Source organism: Nonomuraea roseoviolacea subsp. carminata, from assembly GCF_024172185.1.
In the GTDB taxonomy this organism is placed as follows: Bacteria; Actinomycetota; Actinomycetes; order Streptosporangiales; family Streptosporangiaceae; genus Nonomuraea; species Nonomuraea roseoviolacea.
Genome location: NZ_JAMZEC010000001.1, coordinates 1,198,441 through 1,214,885 on the forward strand (window position 1 = coordinate 1,198,441; position 16,445 = coordinate 1,214,885).

At 73.6% G+C, this 16,445-nt stretch carries 15 protein-coding genes; 8 read left to right on the forward strand and 7 right to left on the reverse strand.

Annotation, left to right across the window (positions count from 1 at the left end; translation table 11 throughout):
• Positions 1-9: 9 nt before the first annotated feature.
• On the reverse strand, positions 10-528 hold the full coding sequence (gene rimP, locus HD595_RS05445; protein ID WP_253766189.1) for a ribosome maturation factor RimP: 519 nt from the start codon (positions 526-528) through the stop codon (positions 10-12).
• A gap of 551 nt (positions 529-1,079) precedes the next feature.
• Here rimP and HD595_RS05450 point away from each other — a divergent pair.
• Both HD595_RS05450 and HD595_RS05455 read left to right on the forward strand, forming a co-directional pair.
• Positions 1,080-1,607, forward strand: coding sequence for a hypothetical protein (locus HD595_RS05450; protein ID WP_253766192.1), 528 nt, complete (start codon positions 1,080-1,082; stop codon positions 1,605-1,607).
• Positions 1,608-1,743: 136 nt separating this feature from the next.
• Positions 1,744-2,223: a ferritin-like domain-containing protein gene (locus tag HD595_RS05455; RefSeq protein WP_253766194.1), complete on the forward strand. Its 480-nt coding sequence runs from the start codon at positions 1,744-1,746 to the stop codon at positions 2,221-2,223.
• Positions 2,224-2,860: 637 nt separating this feature from the next.
• Here HD595_RS05455 and HD595_RS05460 read toward each other — a convergent pair.
• Together HD595_RS05460 and HD595_RS05465 are read right to left on the reverse strand one after the other, a co-directional pair.
• A complete protein-coding gene (locus HD595_RS05460; RefSeq protein WP_253766196.1) occupies positions 2,861-4,606 on the reverse strand; it encodes a proline--tRNA ligase in 1,746 nt (581 codons plus the stop codon).
• 91 nt (positions 4,607-4,697) lie between these two features.
• Complete coding sequence (locus HD595_RS05465) at positions 4,698-5,372, reverse strand: hypothetical protein (RefSeq protein WP_253766198.1); 675 nt, start codon at positions 5,370-5,372, stop codon at positions 4,698-4,700.
• A 130-nt stretch (positions 5,373-5,502) separates the two neighbouring features.
• Here HD595_RS05465 and HD595_RS05470 point away from each other — a divergent pair, with 130 nt between their 5' ends.
• Entirely contained in the window at positions 5,503-6,465 is a 963-nt protein-coding gene (locus tag HD595_RS05470) for an acyl-CoA dehydrogenase family protein (RefSeq protein WP_253766200.1), read from the forward strand.
• Between the two features lie 38 nt (positions 6,466-6,503).
• Here the strand turns inward: HD595_RS05470 and HD595_RS05475 are convergent, their stop codons facing one another.
• Complete coding sequence (locus HD595_RS05475; RefSeq protein ID WP_253766202.1) at positions 6,504-6,956, reverse strand: hypothetical protein; 453 nt, start codon at positions 6,954-6,956, stop codon at positions 6,504-6,506.
• 95 nt (positions 6,957-7,051) lie between these two features.
• Here HD595_RS05475 and HD595_RS05480 point away from each other — a divergent pair, with 95 nt between their 5' ends.
• The 5 genes from HD595_RS05480 (at position 7,052) to HD595_RS05500 (ending at position 13,621) form a co-directional block, all read left to right on the forward strand.
• On the forward strand, positions 7,052-8,119 hold the full coding sequence (locus HD595_RS05480) for an LLM class flavin-dependent oxidoreductase (protein ID WP_253766204.1): 1,068 nt from the start codon (positions 7,052-7,054) through the stop codon (positions 8,117-8,119).
• Positions 8,116-9,336: a hypothetical protein gene (locus HD595_RS05485; RefSeq protein WP_253766206.1), complete on the forward strand. Its 1,221-nt coding sequence runs from the start codon at positions 8,116-8,118 to the stop codon at positions 9,334-9,336. The genes HD595_RS05480 and HD595_RS05485 overlap by 4 nt, the downstream gene beginning before the upstream one ends.
• Before the next feature lie 91 nt (positions 9,337-9,427).
• Positions 9,428-11,002, forward strand: a complete 1,575-nt coding sequence (locus tag HD595_RS05490) for an AMP-binding protein (protein WP_253781063.1) — start codon at positions 9,428-9,430, stop codon at positions 11,000-11,002.
• 35 nt (positions 11,003-11,037) lie between these two features.
• The gene (locus HD595_RS05495) at positions 11,038-12,393 is read left to right on the forward strand and encodes an FAD-dependent oxidoreductase (protein WP_420540689.1); all 1,356 of its coding nucleotides are present in this window, start codon (positions 11,038-11,040) and stop codon (positions 12,391-12,393) included.
• Positions 12,394-12,427: 34 nt separating this feature from the next.
• Positions 12,428-13,621: a DUF6986 family protein gene (locus HD595_RS05500; protein ID WP_253766210.1), complete on the forward strand. Its 1,194-nt coding sequence runs from the start codon at positions 12,428-12,430 to the stop codon at positions 13,619-13,621.
• 19 nt (positions 13,622-13,640) lie between these two features.
• On the opposite strand, the gene HD595_RS05505 is transcribed toward HD595_RS05500, so the two are convergent.
• From HD595_RS05505 to HD595_RS05515, 3 genes are all read right to left on the reverse strand, one after another.
• A complete protein-coding gene (locus HD595_RS05505) occupies positions 13,641-14,321 on the reverse strand; it encodes a copper homeostasis protein CutC (protein ID WP_253766212.1) in 681 nt (226 codons plus the stop codon).
• 103 nt (positions 14,322-14,424) lie between these two features.
• Positions 14,425-15,090, reverse strand: coding sequence for a GNAT family N-acetyltransferase (locus HD595_RS05510; RefSeq protein ID WP_253766214.1), 666 nt, complete (start codon positions 15,088-15,090; stop codon positions 14,425-14,427).
• Between the two features lie 208 nt (positions 15,091-15,298).
• A complete protein-coding gene (locus HD595_RS05515; protein ID WP_253766216.1) occupies positions 15,299-16,036 on the reverse strand; it encodes a GntR family transcriptional regulator in 738 nt (245 codons plus the stop codon).
• Positions 16,037-16,445 lie beyond the last annotated feature (409 nt).

Here is a 16,445-nt window from a genome sequence, read left to right on the forward strand (position 1 = left end):
GCTCCCCCCTTAGCCCTCGTCGCCGTCATCGTCGACGTCCGCGTACGCGTCGTCCGCGTCGTCGTCGTCGAACCGGCGGAACTCCACCTGCACCCGTCCGCGGGCCAGGTCCTGATAGTCGAGCCGGCGGACCGTGCCGTCGACCACGAGGTCCACGCCGCCGTCGTCGGCGGAGCGCACCCTGCCCTCCACCACGGTCCCGTCACGCAAATCCGCCTTCACCAGCCGCTTGGCGGCACGCCGCCAGTGACGCGGCTCGGTCAGCGGGCGGTCGACGCCCGGCGAGGAGACCTCCAGCGTGTAGGCCGCCTGGCCCATCACGTCGGTGTCGTCGAGCGCCGCGGAGACGGCCTGGCTCACGTCGGCGACGTCGTCGAGGCTCACCCCTCCGTCGCGGTCGACGATCACGCGCAGCAGGCGGCGCCTGCCCGCCTGTGTGACCGTGACGTCCTCCAGGTCGAGGCCCTCCGCGCTGACGACGGGCTCAAGGAGCTTCATCAGGTGGTCGCGGGGTGACGCGCTGCCCATATCGACCTCCCCTATTGTCATGTCTCAGCCGGGCGGACCTCGCCTGCGGCCCTGCGCCGTCTGGCCGCTCAGCCAGCGACGACAGTTGACACCCTATCTGTAGGAGGACGTCCAAAGAGCGCCAGTCGGCGCGGACGCACCCTGAGCATGGGCGAGCGTACGGGGCGGGGGCTGCGGGCCCGTCACGGGGTCCCCGGAAGGCGCGTCCGGAGCGTTCCGTTGTCGCGGCGACGCGGGGCGAGGGGACGCGACGGTGCGGCGGCGCTTGGGTGCGGGGACGCGGCGGAGCGGGGACATGGCGGGCGCGGGGGTGTGGGGACGGGAGCGACGCGGCGACACGGCGACACGGCGACGACGGACTGTGGGCCTCGCTTGACGGCGGGCAGGGGCGCGAGCCCGTACGATGCTACGTGCGTCCGTAGTCCGGAGGGCTACTCGCGTCCCGTCCGCGGCGCGGAGGACCGGCCAGGTCCCGTCCCGCCCGGCGGGCTCCTCACGTCCAGCCGTGGCCCATGGGGCCGCGTACGTCCGCGTCCTGGAGGTTCCTTCCCGTGGGCCCTTCCCTCTCCCGGCGAGCCGCGCTGGCAGGCGGAGCGGCCGTGGTGGCGCTCACGGGGTGCAGCGGCGAGGACGGCGCCGGGCCGGAGCAGCCGCCGGCCGAGCCGCCGGAGCTGGTGCTCGCGCGGGAGCTGATCGCCGACAAGGAACGCGTCATCGGCCTGTACGGCGTGCTGATCGGCAAGGGGGCCGGTGAACTGGCGCCGTTCCGCGACCGGCACCAGGCGCACCTGACGGAGCTGCGCCGCCGCTTCCCCGCCGCGGCCTCCCCCGCGCCCGGCGCCACCCAGTCCTCGGGCACTCCGTCACCAGGCGCCTCCTCCCCCGCGGCTTCGTCCCCGGGCGCTCCCACGGCGGGGGCGGCCAAGGTGTCGCTGTCGTCGCTGCGCGAGGTGGAACGCAAGGCGGCCGCCCAGCGCGCCCGCCGGCTGTCGGGGATCGCGCCTTCGATGGCGCAGCTCGTCGCCAGCATCGGCGCCTGCGAGGCCGCCCACGCCCTGGCCCTGCCGAGGTCCCTGTGAGCCGCGCCGCCGAGATCTCCTTGAGCGGCCTCGCCGAGGTCGGTGCGGGACACTCTGCCGATGTCCGCGGAGGGCGCCCGGCGGTCGTCCCTGACCGACGCCCTCATCGAGGTGCCTGTGAGACGAGGAGGTCGTCGTGAGCGGTGACGTCGAGAGACTCGGCAAGGCGCTGGCCGCCGAGCACGCCGCCGTCTTCGCGTACGGGCTGATCGGCGCGCGCACCACCGGGGCGCTGCGCTCCAAGGCCACGCAGGCGTTCGACGCGCACCGCGCCCGCCGCGACCAGCTCCGCACCTTCATCACCGGCCGGGGCGGACGGCCCGCCGAGGCCGAGGCGTCCTATTCCCTGCCCCTCGTCCCGTCCACACCGGCCGACGCCGTGCGGCTGGCGGTGCAGATCGAGGCCGGCATGACGGCCGCCTACCTGGAGCTGGTCGCCGGCGATGACGCGGCGCTGCGCAAGTACGCGGCGCTGGCTATGCAGGAGGCGGTGGCCCGCTCGTACGCGTTCCGGCCGGCCGTCGGGACGGCCTTCCCCGGCATGCCGGGCGCCGCGTCCCCCGCGTCCTCGCCCGCTTCCCCGCCGGCGTCGCCGTCCGCGCCCACGGGCGGCTAGGTCGCGAGGGCGCGTCCCGGGCGCGGGCGGCGTGGAGTGTCCACCCCGCGCCGACCCAGCCTCTCCTCGTGCCTGACCGCATGGTGCCTCCCCCGTTCTTGGGGTCGCCCCAGCCGCGACTTTGTAGGGTCGCCGCCCCCCTGAGGGGTCTCAGCCATGTGCCGCCGCTCCTCAGGCCGCCGCGTCCGGCACGCAGGTGTTCCCACCCGCCGCCCTGGAGTCCGCGCAAGCGGTCCAGGCGAGAACGCGACGGCGCCGGAGCCGCGGCAGGCTCCGGCGCCGTGGTCAGGCTCGTCTGAACGAGCGTCAGAGAGCCTGTGACGGCCCGTATGGCGAGCCGAGACCCAGGGCGTCTCTCCGTCGCCCGGAGGGTCGCACAGCGCCCGTGAAAGCCCGGAGGGCCAGAGTCCGGAGGAAGGGGCGGGCGACCCACGCGGGCGCAGTGCGGAACGGCGCAGCGCTGAGTGGGCCCGGTGGACCACATGGCGCCGAGGAGGGCTGGGGGCTCGCCCCCAGCCCCAAGGAGGACGGGGGTGGCTCGCCCCGGCCCAGAGAAGGACTGGGTGGCTCGCCCCCGCCCCGAAAGGGAGGACCCAAGTCACCCACCACGGCCCCGGAGGGCCGGGTGGGCGACGGGTCAGGCGCGGCAGGCCGCCGTGACGCGGTCGGCCGCCTCCGCGAGCGGGATCTCCGTCTTCTCGCCCGAGACCCGGTCGCGCAGCTCCACCACGCCCTGGGTGAGCCCGCGGCCCACCACGACGATGGTCGGCATGCCCAGCAGCTCCGCGTCCTTGAACTTGACGCCGGGCGACACCCCGGCCCGGTCGTCCACGAGGACGCGCAGGCCGCGGGACTCCAGCTCGGCGGCCAGCTCCAGGGCCGCCTCGATCTGGTTCTCCTTGCCCGTGCCGACGATGTGCACGTCGGCGGGCGCGACCTCGCGCGGCCACACCAGGCCGAGCCCGTCGTGGAGCTGCTCGGCCAGGACGGCGACCGCGCGCGAGACGCCGATGCCGTAGGAGCCCATGGTGATGCGGATGGGCTTGCCGTCGGGGCCGAGCGCGTCGAGGCCGGCCGCGTCGGCGTACTTGCGGCCGAGCTGGAAGATGTGGCCGATCTCGATGCCGCGGTCGATGGAAAGCGCGGAGCCGCACCGGGGGCAGGCGTCGCCGGCGCGCACCTCGGCGGCCTCGATGGTGCCGTCGGGCACGAAGTCGCGGCCCGCCACGACGTGGGCGGCGTGCCGGCCGGGCTCGTTGGCGCCGGTCACCCAGGCGCTGCCGGTGACGACGCGCGGGTCGACGAGGTAGCGGATGCCGAGGCCGCGCAGGACCTGCGGGCCGATGTAGCCGCGGACGAGGCCGGGGTGCCTGGCGAAGTCCTCGGCCTCGAAGATCGCGGGCTCGCCGGGGGCGAGCGCCGCCTCCAGTCGCTTGAAGTCGACCTCGCGGTCGCCGGGCACGCCGATGACGAGGGTCTCGACCTTGTCGGAGCCGGGCGTGGTCACCTTGACGACGACGTTCTTGAGGGTGTCGGCGGCGGTGACGGACAGGCCGTGGTGCTCGTTGACGTACGAGACGAGGCTCTCGATGGTCGGGGTGTCGGGGGTGTCGAGGACCCGCAGCGGCTCGTTGTCCTCGATCGGGCGGGCGGCGGGCGCCGGGGTGGTGACGGCCTCGGCGTTGGCGGCGTAGCCGCAGGAGTGGCAGGCGACGAAGGTGTCCTCGCCCGTGGGGGTGGGGGCCAGGAACTCCTCGGAGGCCGAGCCGCCCATCGCGCCCGACGTGGCGAACACGATCTTGTAGGTGATGCCGAGCCGGTCGAAGGTCCGGATGTAGGTCTCGCGGTGCTGCTCGTAGGAGTGCTTGAGACCGTCGTCGTCGAGGTCGAAGGAGTAGGAGTCCTTCATGAGGAACTCGCGGCCGCGCAGGATGCCGGCGCGGGGACGGGCCTCGTCGCGGTACTTGGTCTGGATCTGGTACAGCGTGACCGGGTAGTCCTTGTAGGAGCTGTACTCGCCCTTGACCATGTCGGTGAAGAGCTCCTCGTGGGTGGGACCCAGGAGGTAGTCGGAGCCCTTGCGGTCCTGCAGCCGGAACAGCAGGTCGCCGTACTCGGTCCAGCGGCCGGTGGACTCGTAGTACTCGCGGGGCAGCAGCGCGGGGAACAGCACCTCCTGGCCGCCCATCCGGTTCATCTCCTCGCGGACGATCCGGGTGACGTTCTCCAGGACCATCTTGCCGAGGGGCAGCCACGAGTAGATGCCGGGCGCCACGCGGCGGACGTAACCGGCGCGGACGAGGAGCTTGTGGCTCGGCACTTCCGCGTCTGCCGGGTCGTCCCGCAGGGTGCGAAGAAACAACGACGACATGCGCAGCGACACGGCTACTCCTTGCTCGGGCCGGATGTGGAGGATTACAGGCTATCGACTCGGGAGAGGGGGCCGCTCAGCTTATTCGCGCTCGTCGGCGCTTTCAGGGGCCGATCCAGAGGCCGCCCCACAGCGTGTCCGTCAGGAGGACGGCGACCAGGCCCGCGAGCGCCGCTGAGACCGCGAGGGCGCGCAGCCGCCCGGCGAGGGTCCGGCGCAGCCCGAGCACCAGAGCGATGGTCAGGCCGCCCACCACGATGGCGGTGACGGGCCAGAACGCCCGCTCGGTGGCGATGAAGCCGGGCGTGGAGCGGTCTATCACGTCGGCGAGCAGCGCCGCGCCGATGGCGCCCGCCGCGAGGTCGCCCCAGTGGTCCCGTCTGCGCGCGACATAGCCGAGCAGGCCGAGGCCGACCAGCATGAACAGGATCCAGTTGAGCCCGGCCAGGCTGCCGCCGACGACGTCGAAGGTGAAGTCGCGGCCGTGGACCGCGCTCGCCCCCATGGCCGCGACCAGCATGGACACGGCGGCGAGGAACGTGCTCAGCGCCGCCCAGCCGAACCCCTGCGCGGTCACGCCCAGCGCGATGGCCAGGGCGAGGTAGGCGTAGGGGTCGTAGAGGCGCACGCACCAGGCGGGCCCGCTCCCGGACACGAACATGCCGACGAGGCCGACGGCCAGTCCCCCGATGAAGGCCGCCAGCACGTGCCGCTCGATGCCGCGCTGGCGCCGGTCGTAGTCGGCGAAGTCCGCGTACTCGATCGTCGGTTTCTTCATGTCCATCCCCGCTCATACCTCCCCGGGACCTTCGGGATGGACGACCACATTCCGGTGATGCGGATGTACAAAAACCGCAAAGCTTCCCAACCACGGCCATATCAAGCAATCGCTTGGTAGTCTCGCGGGCGTGACGGTCACCGACGAGCTCCGCGACGTGGTCCGCTCCTACCTGGCCGACCGGCCCGGCGCCTCCTGGGGGATGTTCGCCGGGGAGCTGGGCGTCGCGGGGCTCGCCGTCCCCGAGGAGTACGGCGGGGCCGGGTGCGGGCCGGCCGAGGTCGCGGCCGTGGCCGAGGAACTGGGGAGGGCGCTGTCGCCGCACCCGTTCCTGCAGACCGCGGTGCTCGCCGTCGAGGCGGTCAAGGCGGGCGGCGACGCGGCGGCGATGGCCCGGCTGCTGCCCGTCCTGGCGGGTGGCGGGCGCAGCGCGACCGTGGCGCTGCCCGGCGACGGCGAACTGGTCCTGGAGGACGGGCTGCTGTCGGGCGTCGTGCCGTACGCGCCGGCGGGCGAGCTGGTGCTCGTGTACGCGGCCGGGCTGCTCATGGAGGCGGAGCCGATGCGGCGCGCGCCGCACCGCACCGTGGACGAGAGCCGGCCTCTGGAGGAGCTGACCTTCGAACGCGTTCCGGTACGGCCGGCCGGCGACGGCTCGGGCTGGACCCGGGTGCGCGACCTCGGCGTCGCGGCCCTGGCCGCCGAGCAGACGGGCGGGGCGGCGCGCTGCCTGGAGATGGCCACGGACCACGCCAGGTCGCGCCACCAGTTCGGCCGGCCGATCGGCTCCTTCCAGGCCGTCAAGCACAAGCTGGCCGACCTGCTGCTGCTGGTGGAGTCGGCCCGGTCGGCGGCCCTGGGCGCGGCCGGAGCCGGGGAGGCGGATCTGGAGGAGGCGGCCGCGATCGCCGGCTCGTACTGCTCGGAGGCGTACCTGACGGCCGCCGGCGAGAACATCCAGATCCACGGCGGCATCGGCGTCACGTGGGAGCATCCGGCGCACCGCTACTTCAAGCGGGCCACCTCGGACGCGCAGCTCTTCGGCCCTCCGCAGGCGCACCGCGCGCGCCTGGCCGCCCGCGTGCTCGGGTAGGGCCGCCCAAGGGACTCCCGCCGGGGGCGGCGGGCCGCTCAGCCACCGAGGAGCTCTTCCCAGGGGTGGCGGGCGTTGGTGCGGCGCGTGGTGTCGAGCGCCTCGGCCAGCCGCCAGAAGCCGGGCCTGGCGCGTACGCGGTCGGCGCCCATGGGGTCGATGGCGTGCAGCTCGAACCGCACCCCCATGACGTCGAGCACGGCCGACGCCGCGCCGCCGGGACCGGCGGCGGTGACGGCGCCCGGCGCGGCCAGCCGCTCGGCGAGCAGGGCGGCGGCCTCGGACGCGAACGGCCCGTCGCGCCATTCGAGGTGCCAGCTCTCGTCGGAGCCGCGCCACCAGGTGAGGTCGCGGCAGGACTCGATGAAGTCGGCCTCCGTCGCCAGGGCCGCCATGACCCGGCCCAGGGCTTCGTAGCGGCGCGCCCCGGCGGAGGTGGGGTCGTCCTCGTCCTTCGCCCGCCGCAGCGCGTGCTTTCGCCTCACGAGCATCCACTTTGATCGCGACGGCGCCCTTCCCGCAAGGGTTTACCGCTGATAGTCTCTACCAAGCGAGCGCTTGGTTTACTACTTTCGCCGGAGGCGCGATGACGTCCCTACGGATCAGCCTGGGGTATGAACTGGAGGTCCGCGGGCGCACCCGCGAGGTCGAGCAGAAGGCGTTCCAGAACGTGATCGAGCAGGTCGTCCTGGGCGACCGGCTGGGATTCGACACCGCGTGGTTCGTGGAGCACCACTTCACCCGCGGCTTCTCCCACTCCTCGGCCCCCGATCTCGTGCTCGCCGCCGCCTCGCAGCGCACCGAGCGCATCCACCTCGGGCTCGGCGTCGTGCTGCTGCCGTTCCAGTCGCCGATCCGCACGGCCGAGCGGGTCGCCACGCTGGACGTGCTCAGCGGCGGCCGGGTGGAGTTCGGCACCGGCCGCGGCGCCTCCCCTCTGGAGTACCAGGCGTTCCAGCGGCCGTTCGAGAAGTCGCGGCAGATCTGGGAGGACTGCCTGGAGGCGACGCTGGCCATCTGGCAGGCCGACGGCGAGCCGGTCAGCCGCTCCAACGAGTTCTTCGAGATCCCCGACGTGGCCGTCTACCCGCGTCCCGCGCAGGTGCCGCACCCGCCGGTCTGGGTGGCCTCCACGTCGCTGGAGGGCTACCTCGCCGCGGCCCGGCACGGCTACAACCTGCTCGGCATGACCATGCTCAAGGGCATCGACGACGTGGCCACCGACATCGCCCGCTACCGCGAGGCGCTGGAGGAGGCGGGCTTCGACCCGGCGACGCGGCGGGTGGCCCTGATGATCCCCTGGTTCGTCGGCCCCACCCGGGACGAGGCCGCCGCCACGGCCGCCGACGCCGTGCTGTGGTACATCCGCCGCCAGGTCAACCTGGTCACCCCGCCCGACTACTACGACGCCCGGCACGCCACCCACCGGGTGCTCGGCCAGCTCGCCGCCGGGATGCCGCCTGAGGAGGCGATGGCGACGTTGCGGGAGCACCTGATGGTCGTGGTGGACGACGTGGAGGGGTCGCGCAAGGCGCTGGCCCGCATCGCGGAGGCGGGCGCCACGGACCTCATCCTCCAGTGCCAGGTCGGCGGTCTCGCCCACGAGCACGTGTGCGCGTCCATGCGGCGCTTCATGGCCGAGGTGGCGTCATGACGGCCGGCTCGGGCGCGGCCCGGCACCCCGGCGCGGTCCAGGACTCGGGCGCGGCACAGGATCCGGGTGCCGTCCAGGACCCCGGCGCGGCCCAGGAGCCGAGCGCGGGGCCGTACCGGTGGCTGACGCGCGACGACCTCGGCGCTGCGGCGGCCTCCGCGGGCGGGCTGCTCCACGTCTCCCCCGACGTCTCCGCCGTGTACCCGCTCGCCCTCGCCGACCGCGCCGCGGAGGAGGAGCGGACCGCCGCCGCGCTGCGCGCGGCCGGGGTGGGCGGGCGCGACCGGGTCGTGGTCGCGCTGGCCGAGCCGGCGGGCGCGCTCTGGGCCGCGGCGGCCTCCCGGGTGGCCGCCGCGGCGGCCTCGGTGGGGCCGCGCGGCCGGATGCGCCTGCACCACGCCCTGTCGGCGCTCGGCGCCACCACGCTGGTCGCCACCCCCACGGGCGCCATGGACTTCCTGTCCCGGCTGCACCTGGAGTTCCTGCTCGACCCGCTCGACCTCGGGCTGCGCCACATCGTGCTCACCGGCGAGATCGCCTCGAAGCGGACCCTCGGTCACCTCGCGGGCGAGTTCGACGCCGAGGTCCACGAGGTGTACTCCAGCCCGTTCAGCGGCGGGGCGCTGGCCTGGCGGGCCTCGGAGGAGGCCCAGCTCACCCCGCTCGCCGAGGGCCTGCTGCGGCTCGCCGCGCTCGGCAAGGACGAGCTGTCGCCATACACCGCCGGCACCGCCGAGCTGGTGATCACTCCGGTCGGCCACTCCACGCTCGGCGACGCCGCGCTGCGCACCGGGCAGGTGGTACGCGGCCCGGCGGACGGCTCCCCGGGACGCCCGGACGGCGCCGCCTCCTCCCCGCCTGGCGCGATCCCCGCGCCGGCGCACACCGTGGGCGACCACGTGCTGGTACGCGGGGTGTGGCTGTCGCTGCCGCGCATCGGCCGGACCCTCGCCAAGATCGACGGGGTGGCGCGCTGGGAGCTCGGCGTCAGCAGGCAGGGCACGCTCGACGCGGCGACGCTGACCGTGACGTTCAACCGGCCGAGCCTCGTGGGCAACCCGATGTGGCGCTCCCGCCTCCAGGAGTCGCTGCGGGCCCTGACGCCGATCGCGCTCAAGGTGGAGATCGCGCCGGAGGTCGCCGAGACGTCCGCCCCCGGCATGGTGAGCGACCTGCGCGGTCACCACCTCGGCCGGGACCGGGCCCTGGTGACCTGACCTCCGCAGCACCCCAGCAGCTCGTGACCCGACCCCTCCTGGAGGCGCGAGAGCCGTGGAACCGGTGCCCGACTGGGGGACGATCCCCCGCATGCTGCGCGACCAGGCCGCCCGGCACCCCGACGCGGTCGTCGTGGCCGGCGAGGCGACGCGCATGAGCATGGCGGAGCTGCTCGGCGAGGCCACGCGGGTGGCGCGGGGCCTGATGGCCCTCGGCGTCGGCCCGGGCGACCGGGTCGCGCTGTGGGGCGTGAACGACCCGTCCTGGGTGGTCCACGCCTTCGGCGTCTGGTGCGCCGGCGCGGTCGTCGTGCCGCTGTCCTCCCGGGCCAAGGGGCTGGAGGCGGCGGCGATGATCCGCAAGACCGGCGCCCGGGTGCTGATCACGGGCGAGGGGGCGGGGCACACGGTCCTGGCGGACCTCCTGCCGCCGGGCACCGGCCTGCTCCACGCGGTGGTCCCCGTCCCCTCTCCGCCCGGGAAGAAGCCCGGTCCCGGGCGGCTCACGGTCGCCGAGCTGCGGGAACAGGGCGAGGAGGTCGCGCCGGACGCCGCCGAGCGGCGGGCCCTGGCCGTACGCCCCGACGACCTGTGCGAGATCATGTCCACCTCCGGCACCACCGGCACGCCCAAGGGCGTCATGCTGGACCACGCCCAGGTGCTGCGCGGCTACTGGGACTGGGCCGAGATCGTCACCCTGCGCGAGGACGACCGCTACCCGGTCATCGCGCCGTTCAGCCACGGCTTCGGTCTGAACGCCGGGCTGCTCGCCTGCGTGCTGCGGCGGGCCACGATGCTGCCGGTCCCGGTGTTCACGCCCGACGGGCTGATGGAGCTCGTCTCCTCCGGCCGGATCAGTGTCCTGGCCGGGCCGCCCACGCTGTTCCACCGGCTGCTGGACGAGCTGGACCGGGGCGCGTGGGACGTCTCGTCGCTGCGCGTGGCCATCTGCGGGGCCGCCGCCGTCCCGCCGTCGCTCATCACCCGGCTGGTCGAGCAGGTCGGCGTGGAGCGTGTGATCAACGCGTACGGGCTGATGGAGGGCACGGTCGTCTCCATGACGCGGGCCGGCGACCCGGTCGGGGTGGTGGCCGCCACCACCGGGCGGGCGGTGCCCGGCATCGAGGTCAGGATCGTGGACGAGGCGGGCGAGGACGTCGCGGCCGGCGAGCGGGGGGAGATCCTGCAACGCGGCTACGGCGTGATGCGCGGCTACTGGGACGAGCCGGAGCGGACCGCCGAGGTGGTCGACGCGGACGGGTGGCTGCACACGGGCGACGTCGGCGTGCTCGACGAGGCCGGCAACCTCGCGATCGTGGACCGCAAGAAGGAGCTCTACATCGTCAACGGCTTCAACGTCTCCCCCGCCGAGGTCGAGTCGCTGCTGCTGCGCGAGGGCTCGCTGGCGCAGGCCGCCGTGGTGGGGGTGCCCGACCCCGTCTCCGGCGAGGCGGGCCGCGCGTACGTCGTGCCGCGTCCCGGCGCCGACGTGGACCCGGCGGCGCTGCTGGCCTGGGCGAAGGAGAACATGTCCAACTACAAGGTGCCCAGGCGGATCGTCGTGGTGGACGCCCTTCCCGCCAACGCCAACGGCAAGATCGACAAGCTGGCGCTGCGGGCCCGCGCGACACAGGAGGACTCCGAGCCCGAAAAGAGGCTGTCATAGGCGCCCGTCCGGGTAACAATCGCCACGAGGCGGCGATGCCGGCCGGACGACGTGCCCGGGCCGCGCGGTCGCCGTCGCAGGGAGGCGACGTGGCGTTGCGCGTGGCGGTCATCGGATCGGGTCCCGCCGGGATCTACACGGCCGAGGCCCTGGTCAAGCAGTCGTCGGAGCCGGTCGAGATCGACGTGCTCGAACGGCTGCCCACGCCGTACGGGCTGGTCAGGTACGGCGTCGCGCCCGACCACACCTCGATCAAGTCCATCGCCGGCTACCTGCGGCGGGTGCTGGAGCTGCCCCAGGTGCGCTTTCTCGGCGGTGTCACGCTCGGCGCCGACGTGTCCGTGAGCGACCTGCTGAGCGCCTACGACGCCGTCGTGTACGCCACGGGCGCCATGGTGGACCGGCGGCTCGGCATCCCCGGCGAGGACCTGCCGGGCAGCGTCGCGGCCACCGACTTCGTGAACTGGTACTGCGGCCACCCCGACGTGGACGCCGGCCGGTTCTCCCTCGACAGCTCCGAGGTGGCGGTCATCGGCGTCGGCAACGTGGCCGTGGACGTGGTGCGGATCCTGGCCAAGACGGCCGCCGAGCTGAGCGCGACGGACGTGCCGCACGAGGTGCTCGAACGCCTGCGCGCCAGCCAGGTCAAGGCCATCCACATGATCGGCCGGCGCGGGCCGGAGCACGCCAAGTTCACCCTCAAGGAGCTGCGCGAGCTGGGGGAGCTGGCCAACGCCGACGTGTGCGTGCGCCCGGAGGAGGCCGTCGTGCTCGGCGGCGACTACCCGCGCCAGGTGCGCGGCAACATCGAGGTGCTGCGCTCGTGGTCGGAACGGGTGCCGCAGGGGCGCCCGCGCCGCCTGGACGTGCGGTTCTGGCTGCGTCCCGTGGAGATCCTCGGCGGCGACCGGGTCGAGGGGCTGCGGCTCGAACGCACCCGCCTGACGCCGGAGGGGCGCGTGCAGGGCACCGGCGAGTTCGAGACGCTGCCGGTGGGGATGGTGCTGCGCTCCGTCGGCTACCAGAGCGTGCCGCTGGCGGACGTGCCGTTCTCGATGGAGACCATGACCGTGCCGAACGAGGCGGGGCGGGTGCGCGAGCGGGAGTACGTGGCGGGCTGGCTCAAGCGCGGCCCGACCGGGGTGATCGGCACGAACAAGTCCGACGCCGCCGAGACCGTCCGCACGCTGCTGGCCGACCTCGCGGGCCGTGAGCACGAGCTGAAGACCGACCTCGACACGCTCCTGGCCGAGCGCGGGGTGCGGCCCGTCACCTACGAGGAGTGGCTGGCGATCGAGGCGGCCGAGGCCGATCTGGGCGGCGCGCTCGGCCGCGGCGAGCGGGTCAAGCTGCCCGGCCTGGAGGCCATGCTGCGCGCCTGCCGTCCCTGACCGGCGCCCGCCGGGTGCGGCTAGGGTGCAGGACATGCGGGTGACCATGGGAGACGTGCCGCTGTCCGGATTCGAGGAGGCCCTGCGGACCCAGCGGGCGCGCTATCCCGGCGCCGACCCCGCGTGGCGGCCCGGGTGGCAGCCGGTGCACACCGTGTACGTGCCGGCCGACCGGTTCGAGGCCGGCACGGTCGCGGACTGGGGCGGGCGCGCCCTGGCTTTGGCGCGGGCGCACCTGGCCGGTCCCGCCGAGGTCGCGGACGTGTTCGGGGTGCCGGAGGCGCTGGCGCCGGCCGTGCACGAGCGGGTGCTGCGCAAGCTCGGCCGCGAGCCGGTCGAGGACCTGCGGATCGACTTCGAGGACGGCTACGGCGCGCGGCCCGGCGAGGAGGAGGACGCGGACGCCGTGCGGGCCGCCGAGGCGGTCGCGCGGATGCGGGCGGCGGGGACGCTGCCGCGACGCTGGGGGCTGCGGGTGAAGTCGTTCGCCGACGGCGACCCGGCGCGCTCGGCGCGCACGCTGGACGGTTTCCTCACCGAGGTGACGCAGCGGTGCGGCGGGCTTCCGCCGGGATTCGTGGTCACCTTTCCGAAAGTGCTGATGGAGGAGTACCTGCCGGCGTTCGCCGACCTGCTGGCCCGGCTCGAACGCGGGCTGGAGCGCGGGCTCGGCGGCCGGGCCGAGTTGCGGCTGCGCTTCGAGGCGCAGGTGGAGGCGCCGCAGACGCTGGCGTTCCTGCGGGGCGACCTCGCGGAGCGGCTGGAGGGCAGGCTGGCCGCGGCGCACTTCGGGGTGTTCGACTACACGGCGGCGATCGGCCTGCCGCCGCGCGAGCAGCGGCTCGACCATCCGGCCTGCGACCACGCCCGGCACGTCATGCTGACGGCGTTCGCGGGGACGGGGGTGGAGCTGTCGGACGGGTCGCTGGCGGCCGCGCCGGCCTCGGACGCGGCGGCGGACGTGCGGGCGCTGTGGCGGCGGCACGCGGAGCTGGTGCGGCACTCCCTGGCCCACGGGTTCCACCAGGGGTGGGACATGCACCCCTCGCACCTGGTGAGCCGGTTCGCGACGGTCTACGCCTTCCATCTGGCGACGTACGACGCGTACCGGGAGCGGGTGCGGGCCTGGGAGGAGCGGCGCGCGGCCGGTGGCGGGGTCATGGACGAGCCCGCCACGATCAGGACGCTGGCGGCGGCCCTGGCCCGCGCGGACGCCGCCCTGTCCTGACGGCCCCTCCCTGAGGGCTTCAGTCGCGGTCGACGAGGGCGCGCCACCGCTGGACCAGCCGCGGGTCCACGGGCTCCGACCAGCTCTCCCGTACGGCCGAGCCGACGTGGAAGGCGCGCACGCCGTAGTCGAGCAGGGCCGGCACGTGGGGCGCCTTGAGCCCGCCGCCGGCCATGATGATCGAGCCGTCGCCGGCCTCGGCGCGGCTCTTGAGCACCGGCAGCCCGTCGGCCACGCCGGTGGGCGCGCCCGAGGTCAGGACGGTCGCGAGGTTCGGCAGCAGCCGCACGGCCCGCCAGGCGGCCTGCACGTCGGCCGCGTGGTCCACCGCCCGGTGGAACGTCCAGGGCAGCGGCGAGACGGCGTGGATGAGCGCCTCCGTGGCGGCCAGGTCCACGGCGCCGTCCCCGTCGAGGAACCCGAAGACGAAGCCGGCCGCGCCCGCCTGGGCCAGCTCCTTGGCGGCGCGGCGCAGCCGGTCGAGCGTCTCGGGCCCGGCCGTGAACGTCGCGTCGAGGCGCAGCATGACCATCTGGGGCAGCGGGCACTCGGCCGCGATGGCGGCGACGGTCTCCGGCGACGGGGTGAGCCCGTCCGCCGCCATGTCGGCGACGACCTCGACGCGGTCGGCGCCGCCTCGCTCGGCGGCCACGGCGTCGCGCACGTCCAGCGCGATCACCTCAAGGAGGGATCCGGTCATGAGGAGAGGTTATCGGGTGCTCTACCCCTTTCATCAGGGGAAGCCCCGAAAGCCCGTTACGCCCCACTTGACCTCGCCTGGAGCCCGCCCGGCGAGGAGACCCTCAGGCGCCGATGAGCTCGGGGAGGGTGAGGTCGCGGAAGGCGGCGACCAGGGTGTCCTCCGCGGGCCGCTGGAAGAGGGCGCCCGAGGCGCGGTGCGGGAGGTCCACGGTGCGGACGTGGTGGAAGCCGCGCCGCCGGTAGTAGTCCTGCAGGCCCGGGTTGCGCTTGGCGCAGTCGAGCCGCAGCCAGCGGCGCCCGGAGGCCCACGCCGTGGCGCCCGCCCAGTCCAGCAGGGCGTCGCCGAGGCCCGTCCCGGCCCAGGGCCGGGCCACCGCGAGCTTGTGGACGTACAGGGCGGCGCCGGGGTCGTCGCCGGGGGTCCAGAACTCGGGGTCGGCGTGGTCGTCCAGGGCGATGGTGGCGACCGGCGGGACGTCCTCGTCCGGGTCGAGGTAGCGCAGCTCGTCGTCCAGCAGGTACAGCACGCGCTCCTCGATCAGCGGCTCGATGCGCTCGGGGCCGAAGCCGCCCCGCGGCCACTGGCTCACCCCCTTGGAGTGCAGCCACTCGGCGGTGTCGGCGAGGAGGGTGAGCACGCCCTGGAGGTCGGAGCGGTCGGCCCGGCGCAGTGCCAGCGGGTGGAGGAGGGTGGCCGAGGCGAAGGAGGAGCCGGAGAAGGAGGCGGAGAAGGGGGCCGTGGTGCCGGAGACGGTGCTGGAGTGCATGGTTCGCCCTTTCGATGCGTTGGGTGTCCGAACGACAGCGCACAGTGATGATGCTGTGGCGCACGAGCTCGGCATAGGTGATTAAAGGCGATATGTACGCATATATGCGCATAAATAGGTCTTGGGGAGTACGCGCAACTCCCCTAGCCCTGCGAGGCCGGATTACTCGCGGCGGGCCGCCGGCGGGATCACCCCCAACGGAGCTCGACTAGCGGCGGTCGAGCTCGTATCTGATCAAGTGCTTGTCGGCGGGTAGCACCGAGACCGCGACACGCACCGGCATATCAGCCCTGTCGTAACCAACTCGGACATACACGACAACTGGCGTGCCCAGTTCCAATTGAAGCCGTTCAGCTTCCTCTTGGTTGGGCATTCGCGCCCAAATGTCGTCAATCACGCGAACTTGTTCGTGGCCGAGCTCCTCCAGAACACGGTTCGCCCCTCGCGCGATGTCGCCTGGCCTGGCGATTTCCGAGTTGGCCACCAAATCCCGGGGGAAGTAGGAGTCGTTGGTGTTGTACGGCTGCCCGTCCACGAAGCGGAGCCGCCGGCGCACCACGGCGAGCTCCCCGTCGGCCAGCTCCAGGCGGCTGGCGATCTCCTCGACGGGCGTGACCGTCAGCACCTCGATGAGCTGGCTGGGCTCGCGGCCCTCCTGCGTGACGGCGAAGGCGAAGGCCTCGCGCAGTTCGCCGCTGGGCTGGGGTTCCAGCTCTCGCTGCGGGTAGATGAGCAGCGGCCGGCGATCCCGGACGATCGTGCCGCGGCGCGGGGTGCGGGTGACCAGTCCCTCGTTGACCAGCTCCCCGAGAGCCAGCCGGACGGTGTTGCGGCTCACCCCATGGTCCTCCATGAGCTGGGCCTCGGTCGGCAGCTGCGCCCCGGGACCGAGTACACCGGAGTAGATGGCCTTCCGTAGTTCGGAAGCCACCTGCTGGTACAGCACCGACCTTGCCACTTTCACCCCTTATTGTGCCAACAATTTAGACGATCTGGTTCTAGCAGGCCACAACCCCTTGACCAAAGGGCCCCGACAGCCGCATCATCCATTCGTTGGTACAAATCCATCGAAAGGCCCGGGAGGGGGTGAGGGCCGGTGTCGCCGGTCCACGCGGGTACGCCATACCTGCCCTGGCAAGACCCAGACGATGCACCACGTTTACTGCGTTACGCGGTGCGCCGCCATACGTTCGGTCTTCCCTGCTCGGACACCCGGAATGGCAGTCCCGTACCGACCAGGCCGACCGTGCGTTGCCGGCGACAGGAGTCCTCGCACTCCCCCACCGACTCCGTGCGCGAACCATCGATCTAGGACTCCATCCCTCGCCGGAGTCCTGGCGTCGCCGCGCATGGGG

Bases quoted from the DNA above. Each gene is read 5' to 3' on its own strand.
- HD595_RS05465 (WP_253766198.1), bottom strand. From the start codon at position 5,372: ATGAAGAAACCGACGATCGAGTACGCGGACTTCGCCGACTACGACCGG.
- HD595_RS05485 (WP_253766206.1), top strand. From the start codon at position 8,116: ATGACGGCCGGCTCGGGCGCGGCCCGGCACCCCGGCGCGGTCCAGGAC.
- HD595_RS05490 (WP_253781063.1), top strand. From the start codon at position 9,428: ATGCTGCGCGACCAGGCCGCCCGGCACCCCGACGCGGTCGTCGTGGCC.
- HD595_RS05495 (WP_420540689.1), top strand. From the start codon at position 11,038: ATGCCGGCCGGACGACGTGCCCGGGCCGCGCGGTCGCCGTCGCAGGGA.
- HD595_RS05500 (WP_253766210.1), top strand. From the start codon at position 12,428: ATGCGGGTGACCATGGGAGACGTGCCGCTGTCCGGATTCGAGGAGGCC.
- HD595_RS05505 (WP_253766212.1), bottom strand. From the start codon at position 14,321: ATGACCGGATCCCTCCTTGAGGTGATCGCGCTGGACGTGCGCGACGCC.
- HD595_RS05510 (WP_253766214.1), bottom strand. From the start codon at position 15,090: ATGCACTCCAGCACCGTCTCCGGCACCACGGCCCCCTTCTCCGCCTCC.
- HD595_RS05475 (WP_253766202.1), bottom strand. From the start codon at position 6,956: ATGCTCGTGAGGCGAAAGCACGCGCTGCGGCGGGCGAAGGACGAGGAC.
- HD595_RS05480 (WP_253766204.1), top strand. From the start codon at position 7,052: ATGACGTCCCTACGGATCAGCCTGGGGTATGAACTGGAGGTCCGCGGG.
- rimP (WP_253766189.1), bottom strand. From the start codon at position 528: ATGGGCAGCGCGTCACCCCGCGACCACCTGATGAAGCTCCTTGAGCCC.